This is a genomic window from Klebsiella sp. 2680, from assembly GCF_900198535.1.
GTDB lineage: Bacteria > Pseudomonadota > Gammaproteobacteria > Enterobacterales > Enterobacteriaceae > Klebsiella > Klebsiella indica.
On record NZ_FZNJ01000006.1, the window covers coordinates 101254 to 124064 of the forward strand.

20 protein-coding genes are annotated in these 22811 nt (G+C 52.5%); 7 read left to right on the forward strand and 13 right to left on the reverse strand.

Annotated elements, in window-relative coordinates:
- Window positions 1–215: 215 nt before the first annotated feature.
- The 4 genes from gntU to yhhW all read right to left on the reverse strand — a co-directional run bounded on the left by gntU (window position 216) and on the right by yhhW (window position 4054).
- Window positions 216–1556 (reverse strand): gluconate transporter, encoded by a 1341-nt coding sequence (gntU, locus tag FN037_RS21120; RefSeq protein WP_138359298.1) that lies wholly within the window; start codon window positions 1554–1556, stop codon window positions 216–218.
- The gene (gene gntK, locus FN037_RS21125; protein WP_138359300.1) at window positions 1553–2086 is read right to left on the reverse strand and encodes a gluconokinase; all 534 of its coding nucleotides are present in this window, start codon (window positions 2084–2086) and stop codon (window positions 1553–1555) included. The genes gntU and gntK overlap by 4 nt, the downstream gene beginning before the upstream one ends.
- Window positions 2087–2269: 183 nt before the next feature.
- A complete protein-coding gene (gene gntR / locus FN037_RS21130) occupies window positions 2270–3265 on the reverse strand; it encodes a gluconate operon transcriptional repressor GntR (RefSeq protein ID WP_138359302.1) in 996 nt (331 codons plus the stop codon).
- A gap of 93 nt (window positions 3266–3358) precedes the next feature.
- Window positions 3359–4054 (reverse strand): quercetin 2,3-dioxygenase, encoded by a 696-nt coding sequence (yhhW, locus tag FN037_RS21135; RefSeq protein WP_138359304.1) that lies wholly within the window; start codon window positions 4052–4054, stop codon window positions 3359–3361.
- 501 nt (window positions 4055–4555) lie between these two features.
- On the opposite strand from yhhW, the gene FN037_RS21140 reads away from it, so the two are divergent.
- Window positions 4556–4996, forward strand: a complete 441-nt coding sequence (locus FN037_RS21140; RefSeq protein ID WP_142503101.1) for a helix-turn-helix domain-containing protein — start codon at window positions 4556–4558, stop codon at window positions 4994–4996.
- Window positions 4997–5227: 231 nt separating this feature from the next.
- Here FN037_RS21140 and FN037_RS21145 read toward each other — a convergent pair whose 3' ends face one another.
- A complete protein-coding gene (locus FN037_RS21145; RefSeq protein ID WP_142503102.1) occupies window positions 5228–6601 on the reverse strand; it encodes an L-serine ammonia-lyase in 1374 nt (457 codons plus the stop codon).
- Between the two features lie 64 nt (window positions 6602–6665).
- On the reverse strand, window positions 6666–7946 hold the full coding sequence (locus tag FN037_RS21150; RefSeq protein WP_142503103.1) for an HAAAP family serine/threonine permease: 1281 nt from the start codon (window positions 7944–7946) through the stop codon (window positions 6666–6668).
- A gap of 993 nt (window positions 7947–8939) precedes the next feature.
- On the opposite strand from FN037_RS21150, the gene yhhY reads away from it, so the two are divergent.
- Window positions 8940–9428 (forward strand): N-acetyltransferase, encoded by a 489-nt coding sequence (yhhY, locus tag FN037_RS21155; RefSeq protein ID WP_138359306.1) that lies wholly within the window; start codon window positions 8940–8942, stop codon window positions 9426–9428.
- An 86-nt stretch (window positions 9429–9514) separates the two neighbouring features.
- Here yhhY and ggt read toward each other — a convergent pair whose 3' ends face one another.
- Complete coding sequence (ggt, locus tag FN037_RS21160; protein WP_138359308.1) at window positions 9515–11257, reverse strand: gamma-glutamyltransferase; 1743 nt, start codon at window positions 11255–11257, stop codon at window positions 9515–9517.
- 121 nt (window positions 11258–11378) lie between these two features.
- On the opposite strand from ggt, the gene FN037_RS21165 reads away from it, so the two are divergent.
- Window positions 11379–11657, forward strand: a complete 279-nt coding sequence (locus FN037_RS21165; protein WP_142503104.1) for a DUF2756 domain-containing protein — start codon at window positions 11379–11381, stop codon at window positions 11655–11657.
- 51 nt (window positions 11658–11708) lie between these two features.
- Here FN037_RS21165 and ugpQ read toward each other — a convergent pair whose 3' ends face one another.
- From ugpQ to ugpB, 5 genes are all read right to left on the reverse strand, one after another.
- Complete coding sequence (ugpQ, locus tag FN037_RS21170) at window positions 11709–12449, reverse strand: glycerophosphodiester phosphodiesterase (RefSeq protein WP_138359312.1); 741 nt, start codon at window positions 12447–12449, stop codon at window positions 11709–11711.
- Window positions 12446–13516, reverse strand: coding sequence for a sn-glycerol-3-phosphate import ATP-binding protein UgpC (locus tag FN037_RS21175; RefSeq protein ID WP_138359314.1), 1071 nt, complete (start codon window positions 13514–13516; stop codon window positions 12446–12448). Before FN037_RS21175 ends, ugpQ begins: the two co-directional genes overlap by 4 nt.
- Window positions 13517–13524: 8 nt before the next feature.
- Window positions 13525–14370 carry a sn-glycerol-3-phosphate ABC transporter permease UgpE gene (gene ugpE, locus FN037_RS21180; RefSeq protein ID WP_138359316.1) on the reverse strand — a complete coding sequence of 282 codons (846 nt, stop codon included), beginning with the start codon at window positions 14368–14370 and terminating at the stop codon, window positions 13525–13527.
- Window positions 14367–15254, reverse strand: a complete 888-nt coding sequence (ugpA, locus tag FN037_RS21185) for a sn-glycerol-3-phosphate ABC transporter permease UgpA (RefSeq protein ID WP_138359318.1) — start codon at window positions 15252–15254, stop codon at window positions 14367–14369. Before ugpA ends, ugpE begins: the two co-directional genes overlap by 4 nt.
- Window positions 15255–15350: 96 nt before the next feature.
- The gene (gene ugpB / locus FN037_RS21190) at window positions 15351–16667 is read right to left on the reverse strand and encodes a sn-glycerol-3-phosphate ABC transporter substrate-binding protein UgpB (RefSeq protein WP_138359320.1); all 1317 of its coding nucleotides are present in this window, start codon (window positions 16665–16667) and stop codon (window positions 15351–15353) included.
- Between the two features lie 266 nt (window positions 16668–16933).
- Here ugpB and FN037_RS21195 point away from each other — a divergent pair, with 266 nt between their 5' ends.
- From FN037_RS21195 to FN037_RS21210, 4 genes are all read left to right on the forward strand, one after another.
- Complete coding sequence (locus tag FN037_RS21195; RefSeq protein ID WP_138359322.1) at window positions 16934–17701, forward strand: IclR family transcriptional regulator; 768 nt, start codon at window positions 16934–16936, stop codon at window positions 17699–17701.
- A 366-nt stretch (window positions 17702–18067) separates the two neighbouring features.
- A complete protein-coding gene (locus tag FN037_RS21200; RefSeq protein ID WP_138359324.1) occupies window positions 18068–18967 on the forward strand; it encodes a dihydrodipicolinate synthase family protein in 900 nt (299 codons plus the stop codon).
- Between the two features lie 18 nt (window positions 18968–18985).
- Window positions 18986–20296, forward strand: a complete 1311-nt coding sequence (locus FN037_RS21205) for an MFS transporter (protein ID WP_138359678.1) — start codon at window positions 18986–18988, stop codon at window positions 20294–20296.
- A 34-nt stretch (window positions 20297–20330) separates the two neighbouring features.
- Window positions 20331–21926: a UxaA family hydrolase gene (locus FN037_RS21210; RefSeq protein WP_142503105.1), complete on the forward strand. Its 1596-nt coding sequence runs from the start codon at window positions 20331–20333 to the stop codon at window positions 21924–21926.
- 159 nt (window positions 21927–22085) lie between these two features.
- Here the strand turns inward: FN037_RS21210 and livF are convergent, their stop codons facing one another.
- Complete coding sequence (livF, locus tag FN037_RS21215; protein ID WP_142503106.1) at window positions 22086–22799, reverse strand: high-affinity branched-chain amino acid ABC transporter ATP-binding protein LivF; 714 nt, start codon at window positions 22797–22799, stop codon at window positions 22086–22088.
- Between the last annotated feature and the right edge of the window lie 12 nt (window positions 22800–22811).

Sequence of the window (22811 nt, forward strand, 5' to 3'; positions counted from 1 at the left end):
GGCTAATTCCGTATTGCGGCTGACGCCATTGGTTTCAGAAAACCATAATAATTATCAGTGAATTAGCCAGAATGATGAACGATGCCATCTTTGGCGCATTCCCCGTAAAGGGAAATTAGCCGGGGTCGAAAGTGATAATATTTCGCTAAAAAAATCGCGGGAGAAAGGGGATTAACCCGGCCGTGTTTTACTTCGCCGGGTCATTATTCAGACGCTTAGCTCAACAGCGTAAACGCAATCATACCGACAATCGCGCCAACCGTGCCGAGGATGGTTTCCATCAACGTCCAGGTCTTCAGCGTTTGCGCTTCTGTTGCGCCGGTGAACTTACCGAACAACCAGAAACCCGCATCGTTGACGTGGCTGACCACAATAGACCCACCGGCGATACAGATAGAGAGCGCCGCCATCTGCGCGCCGCTGTAGTGCAGTTGTTCGATAACCGGCATCACCAGGCCCACGGCCGTCAGGCAGGCGACGGTCGCGGAGCCCTGAATAATACGCACCGCCGCCGCCAGCACGAAGCAGGTGATCGCAATCGGCAGCCCCATACCGGTCAGCGCTTCGCCGAGCGCCGGACCTACGCCGGAATCCACCAGTACCTGCTTGAACACGCCGCCCGCCCCGATGACCAACAGGATAATCCCTGCAGGCTGGAGCGCATGGCCGCAAATCTCCATTACGCGATCTTTCGCCATTCCCTGACGCACTGCCAGACCATAGATAGCCACCAGGCAGGCCACCAGGATAGCGGTAAATGGATGGCCGATAAATTCAAACCATTCATAGGCCGCTGAGCCCTCTGCTACGAAACGCGCGGCGATGGTTTTCAGGCCAACCAGCACTAACGGTAACAGAATTAACGCCAGGCTAAAGCCAAATGACGGCATTTTGCCTTCACCAAGGTGCGGCTCGCTAATATCATCGGGAATATGCAGCTCAACGTAGCGGCTGATAAAATTGCCCCACAGCGGCCCGGCAATAATCATCCCCGGAATTGCGGCGCACAGACCAATCAGGATCATCCAGCCAAAGTCAGCGTGCATCTGAGAAGCCAGCAGCATCGGCGCCGGCCCCGGCAGCAGGAATGCCGCCGCAGCGGCGACCCCGGCAAACAGCGGGATCACCAGCTTCACAAGGTTGGTGCCGGTGTGACGCGCCATTGAGAAAGCCACGCTAATCAGCAACACGATCGCCACTTCAAAAAACAGCGGCAGCGCGCAAATAAGCCCGGCCAGGCCTATCGCATAGTGAGCGCGATTATGGCCAAAGGATTTCAGCATCTTGACGGCAATCTGGTCGACCGCGCCGGTTTCATGCAAAATTTTACCGAACATCGCCCCTAGCGCGACGACAACGGCCAGAAAGCCCAGCGTTCCGCCCATCCCCTTTTCCATCGTCGCCGCGATTTTATCCAACGGCATACCGGAAAAAAGCCCTGCTCCAATAGAAACCACCATCAAAGCCAGGAAAGCATGCATACGCGCCTTCATGACTAAAAACAGCAGCAGCAAAACGGAGCCGACTGCTGTTAAAACAAGCGTTAATGTACTCACTCGTGACTGCCTTTGTTAATCACCTCAATGGTGCTGGCGACCACACCCTCCAATGGCTGATCGATATCAACGACGAAAACATCGTGTTCATCCGTCCCCGGCTCTTGCAGCGTTGCAAACTGCGTGACCAGCATCTGGGTTTTGAAGAAGTGGCCTTTACGCGCCTTCAGGCGTTTTTCAATGACCGCAAAATCGCCCTTCAGGTAGATAAAAGAAAGATTCGGATTGCCTTTACGCAGAATGTCGCGATAGCTCTTTTTCAGCGCAGAACAGACAATCAACGACACTTCATTGGTGCGCTGCATGGCAAATGCGGCATCGTTCAGCGCCTGCAGCCACGGCGTACGATCATCGTCATTCAACGGTTCGCCGGACGCCATTTTGTTGATGTTGCTGCGCGGATGCAGAAAGTCGCCGTCGAGAAACGCGGCATGTAGTTGATGCGCCACTTCGCTGGCGACGGCGGATTTACCGCTGCCGGAAACGCCCATCAGGACATAAATGTGGTGATCATGGTTAGTCGTGCTCAAAGCTTCCTCCCACTGGACACATACGCGCAGCTCTGACTGCTTTAAACAGTGTGAATATGCTCGCGTAGCGATGAATTGTTACGGGTAACTGTTATCGGTAACATTTTCATGCCGACGATGTGGAGAAGCAATAACCATTGCTGTCAGATGTGAATATGTGTGATCTACTTCAAATTTGTCAGTTTAAATAGATCCGCCTGGTGACAATGTGAAACCTAAATCTAACATCTCTGGCGTAACCACTTCACCGCGAATACGCGCCAGCAAACGTTCAGCGCCAATCCGCCCCATTCGTTCACGCGGCGTGAGGACGCTGGCCAGACGCGGCTCCATCACCTGGCCGATATCATGGCCGTGGAAACCGGCGATCGCCATGTCGTCAGGGATCCTCAGCCCCAGGCGCTGACACTCGAATGCAGCGCCGACCGCAAGGTCGTCGTTGGTGCAGAAGATGCCGTCAAGCTGCGGATATTCACGGCGCGCCTGACGCATCAGCTCAATCCCCGAGGAATAAGACGAAGACTGCTCGACCATCACGCTGTAGGGCGTCATCCCGGCATCAAGCATTGCCTGCTCATACCCTTTCTGTTTGATGATGGTACGTTCATCAAGGCGCGCGCCCAGATAGGCAACGTGACGGTGGCCACGGTTGATTATCGCCGCGGTCATCTGGCGCGCCGCTTCAAAGTTATCAAAACCGACGGCAATATCGAGACACGGCGACTTACTGTCCATCAGTTCAACCACCGGGATACCCGCCACTTCAATCATCTTCAGGGTACGTGGCGTATGGGTTCGTTCGGTGAGGATCAGGCCATCGATGTTCCATGAGAGCATCGATTCCAGGCGTTTTTCTTCCATATCCGGCTTATAACCATAGTGCGCCAGCATGGTCTGGTAGCCGAAAGCGTCGGTCACGCTTTCAATGCCGCGCAGCACTTCCGAAAATACCTGATTCGTTAGCGAGGGCAACAGCACGCCAATGGCGCGGCTGGTTGCATTGGAAAGGATGTCAGGCGCGCGATTCGGAATATAACCCAGTTCATCGAGAGCAACGGCAATCTTGCCACGCAGCGCTTCGGAAACCTGTTCCGGGTTACGTAAGTAGCGGCTGACCGTCATTTTGGTCACGCCGACAAGATCGGCGACATCCTGAAGTACGGGTCTTTTCTTTTTCATCGTCCTGACTGTGATAAATGGGAGACATTTTCCCAGTTTATCACGGACAAAGCTCAACCTTTCCTGATCCTTAGGAAAGGTTGATTAAATTATTTATACCGGCGGCAGGTCGAACAGCAGAATCTCGCTATCGCTGTCGGCATGTACGGAGATCGCCTGCTCATCCCAAATCGCCAGACCATCGCTGGTAGTGGCTTTTGTTCCATTAATAGTCACGTCACCTTTTACCACCTGGATCCATACCCGGCGATCGGCGGCAATCTGGTGTACCGACTGTTCGTCTTTCAGCAACGCCCAGCGATACAACTCCATATCCTGAAACACCTTCAGCGAACCGTCGCGGGCATCCGGCGACAATACCAGCTGTTTGCCCTGTACAGCGTCAAAGCGCCGCTGTTCATAGCGCGGAGTGATGCCATTTTTTTCCGGAATGATCCAGATCTGGTACAGATGCAATTTTTCCGTGTCGCTTGGGTTGTACTCAGAGTGACGGATCCCAGTTCCTGCACTCATGATCTGGAACTCGCCCGCCGGAACCTGCTCTTTGTTGCCCATGCTATCCTGGTGCTCAACGGCCCCTTCCAGCACATAGGTCAGGATTTCCATATCCTTGTGCGGATGCGTACCGAAGCCCTGGCCCGCGTCAATCACGTCATCATTGATAACGCGCAGCGCTGAAAAGCCCATAAAGTTCGGATCGTAATAGTTAGCGAAAGAGAACGTATGCCAGGAATCCAGCCAGCCGTGGTTAGCGTGGCCACGTTCGTTAGCTTTGCGTAAATAGATCATATTGCACCCCCATATGTTTTCGATGGAGTAAGTGTGGACGCGATCGTTAAACAATCATAGAGGGTGAAAATTGACTCCTCTGTTCAAAAAATATGAATAAGTAAGGAGATACCCAGGTCGCTTATCTGGTAAGGAATATGGTGGTATTCAATGGCAGCACAGACGCATATTTCTGGCTCTTCCTGCGCATCAGAAGGTATCATAACTTCAGATTCATTGACGTAGCATAGCTGACTGATTGACGAAATTTTATCCAGTTAATCGTAGCCTATTTCGCAGTCCCTGCCTTCAATTTGACTATGCAAATACTGCAGCGGAGATAACTCCCGACTTACGCTACGGAGAAATGTATGCTCCTACCAGAGATCTTTACGGTATGTATGACCGTATAATTCGAACAAAGTCCGTCGTTACTATCGCAAAAGCGAAATTATCCGCTTTATTTATAAATTAAGATGCTGAATAATTCGTCATGATTTACTACGCAGTAGAGGTATTAACATGCGTTTCAGTACCATGTCCGACAGTGAAATAATTTCTGAGCTGTGTCACAGAATTAAAGAAACGCGTATGCAACTCGAACTATCACAGATTGAGTTAGCTGAGCGCGCACAGGTCGGCGCTGCAACCATCAAACGTGTTGAATTAGGCGAATCCGTTACACTGAGTACGTTGATCGGTATTTTGCGTGGTCTGGATCGTTTGCATCAATTGGAGTCAATATTATTCGATTCCCACATTCGTACTTTTAACGCTCAAATCAACGCCACATCCCCTTCCCGTATTCGTATTCGGAAAAAAGCGCATAAACCAAAAGAGAAATGCGCAGTCCCTTCGCAGACTAACGAGGCAAACGCCACCATTAACGAATGGTACACATCATCTGCCACCCACAGTATGGTGTGGTCCTCCTCGTCCCCAGACCCTGAGAAAAAGGGATAATCTACCCCATAAAGCGAATTTCACTATGTATATGAACGCCTTTTATCGGAATTGATAGCGTCAAAACTACACCCAATGTCGATATGTTGTGTCCGGAGGGTCACCACGACAGTAAAAAAACCAACAAGTCCCACTAACATCAAGGACTCGTGTCATAGCGATGTGAGCACGATGCTCACCCGGCGCATTGTCCTGCGACTCGAATTATTTAAGGTCAAATCCACTCTCAAATCACTCAGGACTCACATACCGCGCGACTTTAATCGCCAGGCCGCCTCGTGCGGTTTCACGATATTTAGCATTCATGTCTTTACCCGTCTCAAACATCGTTTCGATCACTTTATCCAGTGATACCTTTGGATCGCTGGTGCGATACATCGCCATACTGGCTGAGTTAATCGCCTTCACCGCTGCAATCGCGTTACGCTCTATACACGGCACCTGAACTTGCCCGGCCACCGGATCGCATGTCAGCCCGAGGTTATGCTCCATACCGATTTCCGCCGCAATGCATACTTTCTCCGGGCTGGCGCCCAGTAGTTCTGCCAGCCCGGCAGATGCCATAGAACAAGCAACCCCCACTTCCCCCTGGCAGCCGACTTCCGCCCCGGAAATGGAGGCATTCATTTTGTATAGAATGCCGATTGCGCCTGCGGTTAAGTAATAGCGCATGTAGATTTCCGGCGTTACCGTGTTAATAAAGCGATCATAATAAGCCAATACTGCAGGGATTATGCCACAGGCGCCATTGGTGGGTGCCGTAACCACTCGCCCACCTGCGGCATTCTCTTCTGAAACCGCCATAGCAAACATATTGACCCAATCCATCGCACTTAACGGAGTAATCGTCTGGCTTTGCGGTGCCAGTACACGACGTAGCGCAGAGGCTCGACGCGGCACTTTCAACGGTCCGGGTAAAATACCTTCCGTGTTCATACCGCGATTAATAGCATTCCGCATAGTCTGCCAGATTTTCGCCATATTCTTTTCAACGTTATCCCTGCCATAGCGGGCGATCTCATTTTTCATCATCACCGCAGAAATTGACAGGCAATTGTCATGACAGTGGGCCAACAAATTACGGGCCGAATAGAATGGGAAGGGAATATCGGTGTCTACATCCTGACTCTTGCCAAAATTTTCCTCCGTGACAATAAAACCACCACCGATGGAATAATAGGTTTGAGAAAGGACAATTTTCCCGTCACAAAATGCGGTAATACTCATTCCATTTTCATGCAAGGGCAAAAATTCATTGTGAAAACGCATGCATTCTACCACCGGGAATTGAATTTCTCGCTGCCCTTCTTCAATAAACAAACGATGCATTGTGTTTACATCGTGAATAATTTCGGGAACGGCATCAATGTCAACGGTATCGGGTAAATACCCGGATAATCCAAGAATAATCGCAATATCGGTATGATGGCCTTTACCCGTTAATGACAGAGAGCCATACACATCAACGACCAAACGAGTCACTTTATGCAGCAGACCCTTTTCCTGCAGCGTATCAACAAATTGTTTTCCTGCTTTCATCGGCCCAACTGTATGCGAGCTGGACGGCCCAATACTGATTTTGAAAATATCGAAGACGCTAATCATGTGGACCCCATATGGTTACAAAACAAAACGGATTAGCCCCCTGTAAACAGGAGGCGCTGCAAACTTAGCTAAGTAGGGAGAAGAAGATGGCGGAAATAGCGATCAGACCCAGCACAACCACAAAAACGTTGCTGATATGACCACTGTATTTGCGCATAGCCGGTACTTTGTGAATGGCGTACATTGGCATCAGGAACAGAATCATCGCGATAACCGGGCCACCCAGTGTTTCAATCATGCCGAGGATGCTCGGGTTCAGCGTCGCAACAATCCAGGTGCTCACCAACATGAACAACGCGGTGATTTTATTTAATTTATTGATTTCTATTGATTTCCCTCTACTCCGGAGGGACTTAATCACCATACCGTTGAAGCCTTCACGCGCACCGAGGTAGTGACCGAGGAAAGATTTGGTAATTGCGATCATGGCGATAACCGGTGCCATCCAGGCAATTACCGGTGCGTTAAAGTGGTTCGCCAGATAGGAAAGTATGGAAATATTCTGTGCTTTCGCTTCTGCCAGATTTTCCGGAGAAAGGCTCAGTACGCAGCTGAACACAAAAAACATCACGGTCAGCACCATCATGATATGTGCAAATCCGAGGATACGAGAACATTTGCTTTCGGCGTCCTGACCGTATTCTTCGCGTTTCGCAACCGCAAAAGAGGAGATGATGGGGGAATGGTTGAAGGAGAAGACCATGACCGGAATCGCCAGCCATAGGGTCATCCACATACCATCACCCGTTGCGGAAGCGCTACTCAGCGAGAGAGTATCCAGTACCGCACCGTTCCATTGCGGGATCAAATACAGCGCCAGTATCACCAGCGCAACAACGAACGGAAACACCAGTACACTCATGGCCTTCACAATCATTTTTTCGCCAAAGCGGACAATACCCATCATGCCGATAATCAAAATCAGCGACAAAATCGCACGCGGTGGAGAGACCATACCAAGCTGGTGGGTAATAAAGCTATCGACCGTATTGGTAATTGCGACACTATAGACCAACAGAATTGGATAAATGGCGAAAAAATAGAGTAACGTAATAAGTTTACCGGCACCAACACCGAAATGTTCTTCAACTACCTCGGTAATATCTTCACCCGGATTTTTACCAGAAAGAACAAAACGTGTTAAACCACGATGGGCGAAGAACGTCATTGGGAATGCGAGAATTGCCATGATAATCAATGGAATTAAACCACCGACTCCAGCGTTAATCGGCAGAAAAAGAACGCCTGCGCCAATTGCAGTCCCATACAAGCCCAGCATCCAGATAGTATCACTTTTTCTCCAACTACTCTCATGAGCATCAAGAGTACTTTGAACGGTTTCCATAATATGGCCTCAATAATATAGTGCAGAGTCTCATTGAGCTCTGCTCGGGTAATAAAATGTCGTGTTTATTTTGCTATTTTATTAAACGCAACTAAGCTGAGTTACTACAACGATCACATAACCTGAGTTATAGACAGGTCTTTTAAAGTATCAAAAATGACTTCTGCCATTAATATATTTTTAAGGTGTCATTATTGATGCGTTATTATTTTAATTTGCAACCTTGAATAAACCACACGATATATATAATGCAACGTAATTTATTTACGTTATAAAACAAATTTTGAGTCAACACTTCCCGTCGGATCAGTTATCAGACAAGGTGTAAAAATTATGGCATACCTGCCTCTGCGATTTTGTACGTAATGATCTAATAATGAAACTCATATTTCAGCTGCAGCATGAATTGCCATCCTGGTATAGCATTACCCGTTTACCATCAAAGTATACATCGTCATTGGATGGTACAGACTTACATAGTCTGGATCACTTCCATCTGTGTACAGATTGGTTGTGCAGACTTACTTTTACCTGTGATCGGCAGCACCGTTGATAAAATAATCCACCATCTGTCGTAATACCGATCAGCTAAGGTCCGACTGATCCGGTTAACCGGTCATCAAAAAGTGGTCTCTTTTGCAACCTGGTGGAAGTGTTGCCGCCAGTTACAGAGAAGAGCAATATCAGGGGTTGTATCGCTGAAACCGCAGAGAAAATCAAAAAAGGGCGGAGGTGCACAGTAGCCAGACTTCCGGGATAACGCTGGAAAAAGAACAAAAAAAAGCCAGCACCCGGCTGGCTAAAGTAATACTGGAAGCAATGTGAGCAATGTCGTGCTTTCAGGCTTTCCGCAAGGGTCTCCCTGAACGCAAAGCAATAATAATCATTCTCATTCGCACTTGTCTACTCTTTTTTTACAAAAAATAGTCGTTGACGATTTTTTTACCGTCAGAGATGTTGAAAGGGACTTGCAACCCACTAAGGATAAGAAGAATGAGTGACATAGTGATACGCCATGCCGAACCACGCGATGCTGAACCTTTACGTCAGTTAACTGCGCATCCGGAGGTCTATCACGACACGCTACAGCTCCCCCATCCGGCGATGGAAATGTGGCAGGAACGCCTGCAACCCAGGCCCGGCAGACGTCATCTGGTGGCCACTATCAACGAACAAGTTGTCGGCCATGTGGTGCTCAGCGTGGAGCCAAATCCTCGTCGCAGCCACGTAGCGACCTTCGGCATTAGCGTGGCATCCCAGGCGCACGGTCGCGGCGTTGGCAGCGCGCTGATGCGCGAAATGGTTAACCTGTGCGATAACTGGTTGCGTATCGAACGCATTGAGTTAACCGTATTTACCGACAATTCCGCCGCTATAGCGCTTTACCGCAAATTTGGCTTTGTTGTGGAAGGCACCGGCAAGCGATTCGCCCTGCGTAACGGCGAGTATGTGGATGCGTACTTTATGGCGCGGCTGAAGTAATCTTTAAGGAATTTCCCGGTGGCGCTACGCTTACCGGATCTACGCTCTCGTGAGCCGGGCTAACGCAATGCCGCCCGGCCTATAAATCAGTACCCGGCCGTTAAATCATCCGGCGAACGCGGATCGGACGCGCCATACAGCGTACCATCCGGGCCAATCATAATACTCTGCGTGCTGCCCATCGCCGCTTTTACCGCCACTTTCTGCCCTTTGTCCTCCAGCAGCTTCAGCGTATCCGGGCTAAATCCCTTCTCCACCCGCAGTTCATCCGGCAACCATTGATGATGGAAGCGCGGTGCATTGGTTGCTTCCGCGACGTTCATACCGAAGTCGATAGTATTCACTATCATCTGCAGCACAGTGGTGATGATACGACTGCCGCCGGGGCTGCCGGTCACCAGCCAGGTCTTGCCGTCTTTCACCACAATGGTCGGCGACATGGACGACAGCGGACGTTTTTTTGGCTCGACGGCGTTGGCGTCACCGCCAACCAGACCATAGACGTTCGGCACGCCGGGTTTAGCGGAAAAGTCATCCATCTGGTTATTCAGCAAAATACCGGAATTCCCCGCGACGATACCAGTGCCAAAGATTGTATTCAGCGTATACGTTACCGCGACGGCATTACCGTCCTTATCCACCACCGAGAAATGCGTGGTCTGATTGCTTTCGTAGGGCGCCAGCTTGCCGGGGCGAATCTGACTCGACGGTTTCGCTTTGTTGATATCGATCTGTTCGGCAATGGCTTTGGCGTACGCTTTGCTGGTCAGCGCCTGCCACGGCACGTTGACGAAATCCGGATCGCCAAGATATTCCGAACGGTCGGCATAAGCATGTTTTTCCGCTTCCGCCATCACCTGCATGGCATCAGCGCTGCCGAAGCCGAACTTATGCATATCGAAGTTTTCCAGAATATTGAGGATCTGCACGATATGAATCCCGCCGGACGAGGGCGGAGGCATGGAAAAGATCTGATAGCCGCGGTATTCACCGCTAATCGGCGTGCGTTCAACCGCTTTGTAATTCGCCAGATCCGCTTTGGTGATCAGCCCGCCGTTATTCTTCATCTCATCAGCAATCTGCTGCGCGATAGCACCTTTATAGAAGGCGTCGGGGCCATGCTCGGCAATCAGTTCCAGACTCTTGCCCAGCTGTTTTTGCACAAGCCTGTCACCCTTTTTCAGCGGTTCGCCGTTTTTCCAGAAAATAGCGCGACTATTGGCGTGGTCGGGGATTACTTCGCTCCCGTAGGTTTTCAAATCATCAGCCAGCGCATCGTTGACGATAAATCCTTCCTCCGCCAGCTTAATCGCCGGGCGAATCACCTTGTTAAGCGGCATCGTGCCGTATTTCTCCAGCGCCAGGGAGAAGCCGGCAACGGTGCCCGGCGTACCGGAGGCCAGGTGAGAAGTCAGCGATTTCTTGCTGTCCGGATTACCCTGATCGTCAAGGAACATATCGCGGGTGGCCTGCGCCGGAGCCATCTCACGGAAGTCGATCGCCGTCGTATGACCGTCTTTAGTGCGCAGCATCATAAAACCGCCGCCACCGATATTACCGGCCTGCGGATGCGTCACCGCCAGCGCATAGCCCACTGCCACGGCGGCATCCACCGCGTTGCCGCCCTGGCGCAGAATATCCACGCCGACCTTTGTTGCCAGCGCGTCCACCGAAGCCACCATCCCCTGATGAGCGCGAACCGGATGAAAAATATCCTCCTCTACACCATAAGAAACCGGAGGTGGAGCGGGATTCGCCGCGACGCTAAAACTCCCGCATGCCAGTAAAACAGCGATGACCACCTGACGCCAGAGCGTTGTTTTTATCATTGCCATACTCCCGAAATGTGTTGTTACCCCAGCATAATAGTGGTCGATAAATCCTAAAAGATCATTGTGGTAGCGGAAAGAAGGTAAACTAAAACGATCCCACACAAGGGAGGAGATAATCATGAAAGCCATTTTATATCTGGCGGCGCTGATCCCGCTGAGCGCTTTAGCGCAGCCGCTCAATAGCAATAACAATAACAATCCTAATCAGCCAGGATACGTGATACCCAGCCAGCAGCGGATGCTAAACCAGATGCAGACGCAGCAAATGCAGCAGCAAAACAAGCTAAAACAGGATATACAGAACCAGACGCGCGCGCAGCAGCAGCATCTACAGACGCAACTGAATAACAATCAGCGGCGAATACAGCAGAATAACAATGTGAATACCGAACAATAGCGAGGAAACGTTGCTGCGGCAGACGTCCCCATCAGGGCCGTCTGCTACAGATTACGCTGAAAACCGGGGGCCGATAACGTCAATCGCATCGGTACAGATGCTATCCACGCCCCAGCGTAGCAGTTCGGCGGCACGCTGCGGTTTATTGACGGTATAGACGAGAATATATAAACCCGCCGCCTTCAGGCTCGCTACGCGCGTTTCATCCAACAGCTTGTGATTAAGATGGAGAGAGACGCAGCCAAGGCGAGCCGTCAGTTCGCGCCAGTCATCACGCCACGCATCTACCAACAGCCCGCGCGGCAGCTCGGGCGTCGCTTCCTGCGCCGCTTCCAGTGCATCTATATCAAACGATGAGAGCAGCGGCGGCGTCATTCCCTGCCAGAGCTCACGGGCCGCCAGCGCCACCATTTTACCGGTCAGCGGACCGGTGCCGGTGGTCGGTTTAATTTCGATATTCGCCATCATACCGTACTGTCGGCAACGCGCGGCAACGTCACTCAGCAACGGCAGCGGCTCGCCCTGGAATTCACCGCTGTACCAGCTCCCGGCATCCACTTTTTGCAGATCGCTCCACGCCAGCTCGCCCGCCACGCCCCAGCCGTTGCTGGTGCGTTCGAGGTTGTCGTCGTGCAATAAAAAAATCTGCCCGTCTTTCGATAACTTAGCGTCAAACTCAATCATCGTATGGCCATAACGCGCACCGGTATCGATGGCCGCCAGAGTATTTTCCGGGGCCAGTTTACCGCCGCCGCGATGGGCAACAATTGAGGGATAAGGCCAGTGACTCATACGCGTCGTCCTGTCTCACTATCAAAGAGGTGCAAATGATCCTGCGGCAAATGCAGCCACAGCGTATAGCCAGCCTGAGGACGCTGCTGGTGCGGCAGCCGAACCACCAGCTTCTGCTCGCCCCACCGCCCGTGGGCAAGGTTATCAGCACCTAAAATCTCCAGCGTATCCATAACCAACGGTACGCCACCTTCCGCCTGAGAGCTTAATGCAAAATGTTCCGGGCGGATACCCAGCGTCATCTTACGCCCGGCGTAGCGGCGATGCGCGTTATTCATTGGCAAGCAGACGCCCCCCTCAAGCTCAAAGCGGCTGCCATCGTCGCTGACCCGGCCTTCCAGCAGATTCATTGCCGGGCTGCCGATAAAGCTTGCCACAAAGCGGCTGGCCGGTTTTTCGTACACGTCGACCGGCGTACCAATCTGTTCAGCGATGCCTTTATTCATCACCATCACTCGCTGCGCGAGGGTCATCGCCTCGACCTGATCGTGGGTTACGTACAGCGAAGTGGTATTCAGACGACGGTGTAGCTGTTGCAGTTCAAGGCGCATCTGCACGCGCAGTTTGGCATCAAGGTTGGAGAGCGGCTCATCAAACAGGAACACTGCCGGATCGCGTACAATTGCCCGTCCCATCGCCACACGCTGACGCTGACCGCCGGAGAGTTCACGCGGGCGACGCGTTAACAAACCGTCCAGTTCGAGGATCCGCGCCGCTTCCCTGACGCGCTCGGCAATCAGCCCTTTGCCCATGCCGCGGATTTTCAGCCCCCAGGCCATATTCTCTTCCACGCTCATATGCGGATAGAGGGCGTAGTTCTGGAACACCATCGCAATGCCGCGATCTTTCGGTTCCATTTCGGTGACGCGCTGGCGGTCAATCCAGATATCGCCGCTGGTGACCCGCTCAAGCCCGGCCACCATGCGCAGCAGTGTCGATTTACCGCAGCCGGATGGCCCAACCATCACAATAAATTCGCCGTCCGCGACGTCCAGCGTCAACGGTTGGATCACCTGGGTTTTAGCATCCCAGCTTTTGGTTACTGCCTGTAATTTTAAACCAGCCATAAAATTTCCTACTTCTCACTGTCCACCAGGCCGCGCACAAACGCCCGCTGCATGGCTAAAACGATGACCACCGGGGGAATCAGCGTGAGCAGCATCGCCGCCATCACCAGGTTCCACTGGGTGGTGCCTTCACCAAATGCGATCATCCCTTTAATGCCCGCCACCGCAGTACCGAGGTTCACATCCTGAATAATCAGCAGCGGCCACAGATACTGGTTCCAGCCGTAGATAAAGGTGATGACGAACAGCGCCGCAAGATTGGTTTTCGACAGCGGCAGTACGATATCGCGGAAGAAGCGCATCGGTGACGCGCCATCGATACGCGCGGCTTCAATCAGCTCATCCGGCAACGTCATAAAGAACTGGCGGAACAGGAAGGTGGCGGTCGCCGAAGCCATCAGCGGCAGCGTGAGTCCGGCATAGCTGTCGAGCATTTTCAGGTTGGCGATCACTTCCACGGTCGGGAAAATGCGCACCTCAACCGGCAGCATCAGGGTAATAAAGATCATCCAGAAGAACAGGTTGCGCAGTGGAAAACGGAACCAGACGATGGCGAACGCGGAGAGCATCGATACCGCGATTTTGCCTGACGTAATACCCAATGCCATGATGAAGCTGTTGAGTAACATCAGCCAGAACGGCGCACTGTTGGCCGCCACGCCGTTCAGCCAGATGTTTTTTATGTTGTCGAGCAGATGCGCGCCGGGAATCAACGTCATCGGCGTTTCAAAGACCGCTTTACCATCCAGGGTCGCGGCAACAAAGGCGACGTACAGCGGGAACAGAATGACGGCAATGCCTAAAATCAACATAGTGTGGCTGAAAATCGTCAGCCCGCGACGGTTCTCAATCATTGGTAGCGCACCTTACTTTCAACATAGCGGAACTGCACCACCGTCAGAATAATGACGAGGAACATCAGCACCACCGACTGGGCGGCGGAAGCGGAAAGATCGAGTCCGGCAAAACCTTCGCGATAGATTTTATAAATCAGCGTCGTCGTTGCCTGCACCGGTCCGCCGCCGGTAGCGGCATCAATCACCGGGAAGGTATCAAAGAAGGCGTATACCAGATTAACCACCAGCAGGAAAAAGCTCACCGGCGCAATCAGCGGCAGCGACAGCCTGAAGAAGCGGCGAACCGGCCCGGCGCCGTCGATCGCGGCAGCTTCCACCAGCGAGCGCGGGATGGATTGCAGCGCGGCGAAAAAGAACAGGAAGTTGTAACTAATCTGCTTCCATACCGAGGCGAAGACCACGAGGAACATTGCCTGGCCGCTGTTCTGCGCATGGTTCCAGTCATAGCCTAGTTCGGCGAGAAAATGCGTAATCAGCCCGCGGCCTGGGTTAAACAGAAAAATCCACAGCACGGCGGCGACCGCAGGCGCCACGGCATAAGGCAGCAGCATCAGCGTCTGATAAAAACGGCTGCCGCGCACCACATAATCCACCAGCGCGGCGAAAAACAGCGAGATCAGCAGCCCGCTGAAAGTGACCAGCGTGCTGAATTTAATCGTGGTCCAGAAAGAATCCAGGTAGTACGGGTCATGGAACAACGCGAAAAAGTTAGCCAGGCCGACAAACTGGCTGGAGAGCCCAAATGGATCGACATTCTGCAGGGAATACCACAGCGCTTCGCCCGCGGGCCAGATAAAGAAGATGACGGTAATCGCCAGCTGTGGCGCGACCAGCAAATATGGTAGCCAACGAGAGCGGAATACCGGACGGGATGATGACATAAGCGTTTGGTTCCTGAACAGCGCCGGGTGGCGGCTTCGCCTTACCCGGCCTACGGTCTTGTAGGCCCGGTAAGCGTAGCGCCACCCGGCATTTTGTTAAGACTTCGTCGACTGCTCAAAACGGCGCAGCAGTTGATTACCGCGCTCAACGGCGGAATCCAGCGCCTGTTGAGGCGTTTTTTTACCGGTCCATACGCTTTCCAGTTCCTCATCCACGACGGTGCGGATCTGCGGCATATTGCCCAGGCGCAGGCCTTTGGTGAACGGTAACGGCGGCTTGTTCAACATCTGCCGCGTCGCGATATCAGCGCCAGGATTCTTATCGTAGAAGCCCTGCTCGCGGGTCAGGTTATAAGCGGCGGTGGTAATCGGCAGATAACCGGTTTTCTGGTGCCATTCGGCGGCAATTTCCGGTTTGGTCAGGAAATCGAGGAATTTGGCGACGCCGGTATAAGTGGCGTTATCTTTACCCTTCATCACCCACAGGCTGGCCCCGCCGATAATGGCGTTTTGCGGCGCGCCCTTCACGTCGGCGTCGTAGGGCATCATACCCACGCCGTAGTTGAACTTAGCGTACTGACGGATATCGGCCAGCGAACCGGAAGAGGCAGTGGTCATCGCGCAGTCGCCGTTATAGAACTTCTCGGTAGACTCATCTTTACGCCCGTAGTAGCTAAAATCGCCCTTCTTGTTCATCGCTTCAAGCAGGGCGATATGCTTCACCTGCACTGGCTTGTTGAATTCCAGCACCGCATCGGTACCGTCGAAGCCGTTGTTTTTGGTGGCGACCGGCAGCCCGTTCCAGGCGCTGAAGTTTTCAATTTGAATCCAGCCCTGCCAGCCGCTGGCGTAACCGCACTTCATTCCGGCGGCTTTCAGCTTCGCGCTGTACGCCGCAAGATCCTGCCAGGTTTTCGGCGGCTGGTTCGGATCTAATCCGGCTTTTTTGAAGGCGTCTTTGTTGTAATACAGCACCGGCGTGGAGCTGTTAAACGGCTGAGAGAGCAGATGGCCGGTTTTGGAATCGGTGTAATAGCCGGAAACGGTCGGCACGAACTGCGACTCATCAAACTTGATGCCCGCATCGCTGAATACCTGATAAACCGGCTTAATCGCTTTGGACGCCATCATCGTCGCAGTGCCGACTTCATAAACCTGCAAAATAGCCGGCGCGTTACCGGTACGGAAGGCGGCAATGCCTGCGCTCAGGCTCTGTTCATAGTTGCCTTTGTACACCGGAACAATTTTGTAGTCCGGGTTGGCTGCGTTGAAACGTTGCGCCAGTGAATCAACTTCTTTCCCCAGTTCCCCTTCCATTGAGTGCCAGAAAGGAATAGTGGTTACCGCCAGCGCTTGACCGGCAAATGCCAGGCTAAGCGCCAGCCCTAAAGCTGTATGTCGTAACGATATCATCGGTTATCTCTCTTGTGTTTCAAATGCGCGATTTCACGCGTTTTATGTTCGCGGGAGTAACATGACACGCTCGAATGACAGAAAAATAACTGTTTTATTACAATAGCATTACGGCTAATTGGCAAAATGGTGATGAAACAGTGAAAAAGGGCCGATAAATGGCAAAGTGAAAAAGAGACGCTGTGCGGACTACAGATAAATGAGGATCTGTAGTTAAATAGGGGTTGTTAAAACGTTCTCTCCGGCGAACCGTCACAAGGAAAAATATGAAGGCGCTTCATAAACCTACCGAGCGTGTCTTACTCATTCTGGAAACATTAGCCAACGCGGAGGGGATGACGCTCTCTGAACTGTCGCAGAAAACGGGCATTTCTAAAGGGACCATATTTCCCATCCTCAAATCATTACAATACCGGAAATATATCAGTTACGATGATCGCAACGGTATTTACACCCTGGGCATCTCATGCGCGGTTCTGGCCAGTTCAACGGTGGAAAAAGAGTTCTGGCTTAAAATGATCAACAGCGAAATGCAGGCGGTGGTCAATGAATGCAATGAGGTTTGCCAGCTCGGCATTCTTGATGATGCCTGGGTGCTCTATGTTGATAAAGTCCAGGGCGACCAGACCGTACAACTGGTATCGAAGGTCGGTACCCGCCTTCCGGCAATCTGCTCCGCATTAGGAAAAGCGCTGTTACATAAGCACCGCGACGACGAGATTCTGGAACTTTATCCGCAAGGTTTTCCTCGCGTCACCGCACGCAGCGTCAGCAATATAACTCAGCTTCGTCAGCAGTTAACCCAGGTCGCCGCCAACGGCTATGCCATGGACGATCGGGAAATCAACGACGATACCATTTGCTTCGCCGTTCCTCTGCAGCAGAAAGGTATTATTCTGGCCGCGATCAGCGTTTCACTGCCGTTTTTCCGCGCCACCGATGAAAAAACGCAGCAGGTCACTCATGCGTTGCAAGAGGCGAAAAATCGTATCGAAAGCGTGCTGAACAAGCTGCCCGATATCAAAAATTACTGATCAATCCCCGTCATCCTTCACGTTGCCTGTGCGTTGACTGTGGATTACCCGGCCTACGGCCTCACCTCTACGAGGCCCGCGCAAGCGCTGTGCAAAACGGTTGACCGCTTTGTCATGCAACTCAAATTATTTAAGATGGATTCGTCGACAATCCCGCCGGAATTGTGATTACCCACACAATATCAATATTTAATTCCCCGTAGTGGCTGCTTGTCAGCCCGTCTATTTATCTATTAATTCATTAAGTTAATTACTTATCCCGCCGCGTTTTGCGCCATTTGACTTCCCATTCCCCCATGTGTTTACTTATTCATGATCGAAAATACAAACATCATTTGTATATACGAACAACGCAAGAGGTAAAATATGCAAAGTCGTTACATCACCCCGGCAATAACCGTTTTTGATGAACGTGGAAGACTGGATCCTGAAGGCAATTTCCGCCTGTACGATTTCATCAAAAATAGCGTGTCGGGATTTGTCGTCATGGGCAGCACCGGTGAGTTTTTCTCCCTGGATATGAAAACATCCCGTCAGATTATTCAAATCGCGGCGGAATTTCCCCGCGGAGGAATACAGGCTTATGCGGGCGCCAGTCGCATGGATATTGATGAGTGCGTGGAACTGGCAAACTACGCTGATGAGTGCGGACTTGATGGGGTCATGATCATCAGCCCCTGGTACTTCCGCCTGACTGATGAAGGAATTTATACATTTTACAGTCAGATAGCGCGCCGAACTGCCGCAAAAATCTTCATCTATAACTTTCCGGAGCGCACCGGCTATTCCGTCTCGCCGGAAATCTGTCTCCGGCTTGCCAGAGAATTCCCGAACATTATCGGCCTGAAAGACACCGTTGCGGACACCAGTCATACCTCGCAGGTGATTCGCCAGGTAAAATCTGAACGACCATATTTCGAAGTCTATGCCGGTTATGACAATAACTTTGCCCACAATGTCTTGTCCGGAGGGAATGGCTGTATTGGCGGTTTATCCAATATTTGCCCTGAGATCTTCCGCGACTGGATGCAGGCATTTAATGATAACGATCTGCGCCAGATCTCGCTATATCAGCAAAAAGTGGATGATTTAATGGCTATTTATGCGGTTAACGATCCGTTCATTCCGACATTCAAAAAAGCGTTACAACTGCGCGGAATTATTGAGTCCGACCGCTGCACGCCACCTTTTAGCCCCCTATCAACCTGCCAGACCGCAAGTATCCAGCAGATACTTTCCCGTGCTGGTATCGCCATTAATGCCTGACCCCAGCACGGAGGTATGATGAAAACGATCGCCGCTTACGACAACCCGGTATTAAATTCCGCCATTACGAAATCGTGGAAGCGCCTGGTGCCACTGATGTTTATTTTATACTTCATCGCCTTTATCGACAGGGTCAATGTGGGATTCGCCAAAGAGGCGATGCAGGTCGATATTGGCCTCTCCAGTTCCGCCTTTGCCCTCGGCGCGGGAATATTTTTCGCCGCCTATGCGCTGTTTGGCATCCCCGCCAACCTGATCCTGAATAAGATTGGGGCGCAAAAATGGTTAAGTATCACCACCATTCTGTGGGGCGTACTCTCTGCGCTCACCGGCCTGGTCCAGACGGAAACTCAGTTTATTGTCCTGCGCTTTTTACTGGGCCTGGGCGAAGCGGGTTTTTACCCCGGCATTCTGCTACTGGCCTCGATCTACTTTCCCAATAAGGTTCGGGCATCTGTGGTCGGCATCTTCGTGCTCGGCGTTCCCCTGGCATTGACCTTAGGTTCGCCAATCTCCGGCGCGCTTCTGGAAATGCACGGATTCCTCGGCAAGCCCGGCTGGTTCTGGATGTTCTTTATCGAAGGGATCCCGGCGGTCATCATGGGCATCTTCGCCTGGTTCTGGCTTGACGATACCCCGGCCCAGGCTCGTTTCCTGAACCAGGAGGAGAAAAAAGCCCTTATTGAGCAGCTTCAACTGGAGCAGAAACAGACCGAAACCAGCAGCGTTATCACCGCGCTGAAAAGCCTTAAAGTCTGGCACCTGGCGCTGATCTACGGCACCATCCAGATCAGCGTTTATGGGCTGATGTTCTTCCTGCCTTCGCAAGTCGCCTCGCTGATGGGATCCACGCTCGGCTTTAAGGAGTCATTAGTTGCCGCCATCCCCTGGGCCTGTTCCGCAGTAGGGGTCTATTATATTCCACGTCTGGCGGACAAAATGCCAACCCGCCGGGTTGTGATTTCAGTCATTTGTATGCTGGCTGCGGCGCTGGGGCTGTTCGTTTCCGCCTGGTCCGGCCCGGTACTGGCCATTGCCGCCCTCTCCCTCTCGGCAATCGGCTTCCTCTCTGTACAACCGATTTTCTGGACCTTTCCGGCGCAAATTGTGTCAGGGTCGGCACTGGCGGCCAGCATCGGTTTTTGTACCACGATGGGCGCTTTTTGTAGCTTTCTGGCACCGCTCATTCGCGTTGAAGTCGATGCGTTCTTTGGCAATGATTCGGCGGGCCTGATCGCCCTGTCCCTTATCACCGTCTGCTGCGCATTGCTGATTGCCGCGCTGGCGGGCAGAAAGGCGGCCAGTAACGTCGCGGTTCCCCATCACTAAGGTTCTGATGTGCTGATAACAAAGGATAACTAAAATGCAGACCATCTTAAAAATTGACCCTACTGACAACTTGATCGTTGCGCTGCAAGACTTACGCAAAGACCAGCGGGTTAACTGGAATAATGAAGAGTATCTCCTGCGTAGCGATGTCAAAGCCAAACACAAGTTCGCCACCGAGGATATTGAACCCGGCGATATTGTTTCTCTGTACGGTGTCCCGGTAGGCAAAGCAACGCGGCCTATCGCCCGCGGCGAAGCCGTCACCACCGAAAATATCAAACACTACGCGGCCCCGGTTTCGCTTGATGACGTCGCGCCCTATGACTGGCAGCAGCCGGATATCTCCGCATGGCAGACGCGGACGTTTCGGGGAATCGTCCGTGAAGATGGCCGGGTCGCCACGGCCAATTACTGGCTGGTCATTCCGCTGGTTTTCTGTGAAAACCGCAACGTTCAGCGCGTCACCGATGCGCTGAACGACGCCCTGGGCTATGCCAATAACGGCCTGAAAAATTTCGCGCGCCGGGTGGCCTCGGCCGATGTCTTCGACGATAAGCGACATCTCCCCTTCCCTCATCTTGACGGCATCCGCTGTATTACCGTCAACTCAGGCTGCGGCGGCGCCTCCTCAGACAGCATGACCATGTGCGACGTCCTGGCCGCCTATGCCGATCATCCTAATGTGCTCGGCGTAACGGTCTTTGCGCTGGGCTGTGAAAAAGCGCGTATTGTCGATTTCAAAGCGGCGCTCGCGAAACGCAACCCGCAGTTCAACAAGCCGGTGATCTACTTCAGGCAGCAGGACTGGAGCAGCGAAGAAAAAATGATGCAGGATGCATTGACCGAGACCTATAACGCCATTCGCGAAGCGCCCGTCGCTGAACGGCAGGAGGTCCCGCTCTCTCAACTCAAAATCGGCGTGAAATGCGGCGCCTCGGACGGCTTCTCGGGGATCAGCGCGAATCCGGCAATGGGTGAGGTCTCGGACCGTCTCGTCGCTCTGGGCGGCGCTTCCGGGCTGGCGGAGTTCCCGGAACTGTGCGGCGCGGAAGGGGATCTCGTTCAACGCTGCAACAGTCGCGATCTAAAAGAGAAGTTTCTGTCGCTGATGAAAAACTATGAACACGTGGCTAACTTCTTCGGCACCACCATCGCTGATAATCCCAGCCCAGGGAATATTGCCGATGGCTTGATCACCGACGCCATCAAATCTGCCGGTGCGGCGAAAAAAGGCGGCAGAGCGCCGGTTAGCGCGGTATGCGACTATGCAGAACCGATGGCGGAGCGCGGGCTTTCGCTGGTATGTACGCCGGGCAACGACGTGGATGCGGTGACGGGGCTGGTTGCTGCGGGATGCAATGTCGTTATCTTCTCAACCGGATTAGGCACGCCAACAGGGAACCCAATCGTTCCGGTACTCAAAATCTCCACCAACTCGGCTCTCGCGAAAAAGATGCCGGATATTATCGATTATGACTGCGGGCCTATTATTGAGGGCACGCCGCTGGCAGAAATCGCCGACGGCTTGTTTGAGAAAATCATCGCCACCGCCAGCGGACGCTGGCGAACCAAAGCGGATGCGCTCGAACAGTTTGATTTTATGTTATGGAAACGCTCTCTGGAACTGTAGGCATCGGGCAAAACGCCCGCCAGAAGGCGGGCGTGAATGGATAACGAACCGATGTTACTTGCCGTTCTCGCATTTCTGCCGGGCGGCGGCTAATGCCTTGCCCGGCCTGTGAGCCTGTAGGCCCAGGCAAGCGAAGCGCCGCCCGGCGTTTTTAATTAACTACCCGCCCAGATAGGCGCTGCGTACTGCTTCGTTAGCCAGCAACGCATCGCCGGTATCGGATAGCACCACGTGACCGTTTTCCAGCACATAGCCGCGATCGGCAAGCTTCAGCGCCTGGTTGGCGTTCTGTTCGACGAGGAAGATGGTCATCCCCTGTTCGCGTAGCTGTTCGATAGTATCGAAAATTTGCTGAATGATAATCGGCGCCAGTCCCAGCGAAGGCTCATCCAGCAGCAGGAGGCGCGGCTGGCTCATCAGCGCCCGACCGATTGCCAGCATCTGCTGTTCACCACCGGACATGGTGCCCGCACGCTGAACCCGACGCTCAAGCAGACGCGGAAACAGCTCATACACCCACTTGATGCGGGTCTGGAACTGGTCGCGATCGGCAAAAAATCCCCCCATCGCCAGGTTCTCTTCCACCGTCATCCGCGAGAAGACGCGACGCCCTTCCGGAACAATCGCCACCGCTTCACGCATGATTTTCGCCGTCTGCCAGTCAGTAATATCTTTACCATCGAACACAACGCGCCCGCTGGAGGCGCGCGGATCGCCGCACAGGGTGCCCAACAACGTGGTTTTCCCCGCGCCGTTGGCGCCAATCAGGGTAACGATCTCCCCCTGATTGATATACAGGCTGACGTTGTGCAGCGCCTGGATTTTTCCATAGTGCGCGCTAACGCTGTCAAAAGATAACATCGTTTTTTCCATCTTATACGTCAC

What these genes read in the sequence shown, in the direction of transcription:
- gntR (WP_138359302.1), bottom strand. Translation starts at nt 3,265, where the DNA reads ATGAAAAAGAAAAGACCCGTACTTCAGGATGTCGCCGATCTTGTCGGC.
- yhhW (WP_138359304.1), bottom strand. Translation starts at nt 4,054, where the DNA reads ATGATCTATTTACGCAAAGCTAACGAACGTGGCCACGCTAACCACGGC.
- FN037_RS21140 (WP_142503101.1), top strand. Translation starts at nt 4,556, where the DNA reads ATGCGTTTCAGTACCATGTCCGACAGTGAAATAATTTCTGAGCTGTGT.
- FN037_RS21145 (WP_142503102.1), bottom strand. Translation starts at nt 6,601, where the DNA reads ATGATTAGCGTCTTCGATATTTTCAAAATCAGTATTGGGCCGTCCAGC.
- FN037_RS21150 (WP_142503103.1), bottom strand. Translation starts at nt 7,946, where the DNA reads ATGGAAACCGTTCAAAGTACTCTTGATGCTCATGAGAGTAGTTGGAGA.
- yhhY (WP_138359306.1), top strand. Translation starts at nt 8,940, where the DNA reads ATGAGTGACATAGTGATACGCCATGCCGAACCACGCGATGCTGAACCT.
- ggt (WP_138359308.1), bottom strand. Translation starts at nt 11,257, where the DNA reads ATGATAAAAACAACGCTCTGGCGTCAGGTGGTCATCGCTGTTTTACTG.
- FN037_RS21165 (WP_142503104.1), top strand. Translation starts at nt 11,379, where the DNA reads ATGAAAGCCATTTTATATCTGGCGGCGCTGATCCCGCTGAGCGCTTTA.
- ugpQ (WP_138359312.1), bottom strand. Translation starts at nt 12,449, where the DNA reads ATGAGTCACTGGCCTTATCCCTCAATTGTTGCCCATCGCGGCGGCGGT.
- FN037_RS21175 (WP_138359314.1), bottom strand. Translation starts at nt 13,516, where the DNA reads ATGGCTGGTTTAAAATTACAGGCAGTAACCAAAAGCTGGGATGCTAAA.
- ugpE (WP_138359316.1), bottom strand. Translation starts at nt 14,370, where the DNA reads ATGATTGAGAACCGTCGCGGGCTGACGATTTTCAGCCACACTATGTTG.
- ugpA (WP_138359318.1), bottom strand. Translation starts at nt 15,254, where the DNA reads ATGTCATCATCCCGTCCGGTATTCCGCTCTCGTTGGCTACCATATTTG.
- ugpB (WP_138359320.1), bottom strand. Translation starts at nt 16,667, where the DNA reads ATGATATCGTTACGACATACAGCTTTAGGGCTGGCGCTTAGCCTGGCA.
- FN037_RS21195 (WP_138359322.1), top strand. Translation starts at nt 16,934, where the DNA reads ATGAAGGCGCTTCATAAACCTACCGAGCGTGTCTTACTCATTCTGGAA.
- FN037_RS21200 (WP_138359324.1), top strand. Translation starts at nt 18,068, where the DNA reads ATGCAAAGTCGTTACATCACCCCGGCAATAACCGTTTTTGATGAACGT.
- FN037_RS21205 (WP_138359678.1), top strand. Translation starts at nt 18,986, where the DNA reads ATGAAAACGATCGCCGCTTACGACAACCCGGTATTAAATTCCGCCATT.
- FN037_RS21210 (WP_142503105.1), top strand. Translation starts at nt 20,331, where the DNA reads ATGCAGACCATCTTAAAAATTGACCCTACTGACAACTTGATCGTTGCG.
- livF (WP_142503106.1), bottom strand. Translation starts at nt 22,799, where the DNA reads ATGGAAAAAACGATGTTATCTTTTGACAGCGTTAGCGCGCACTATGGA.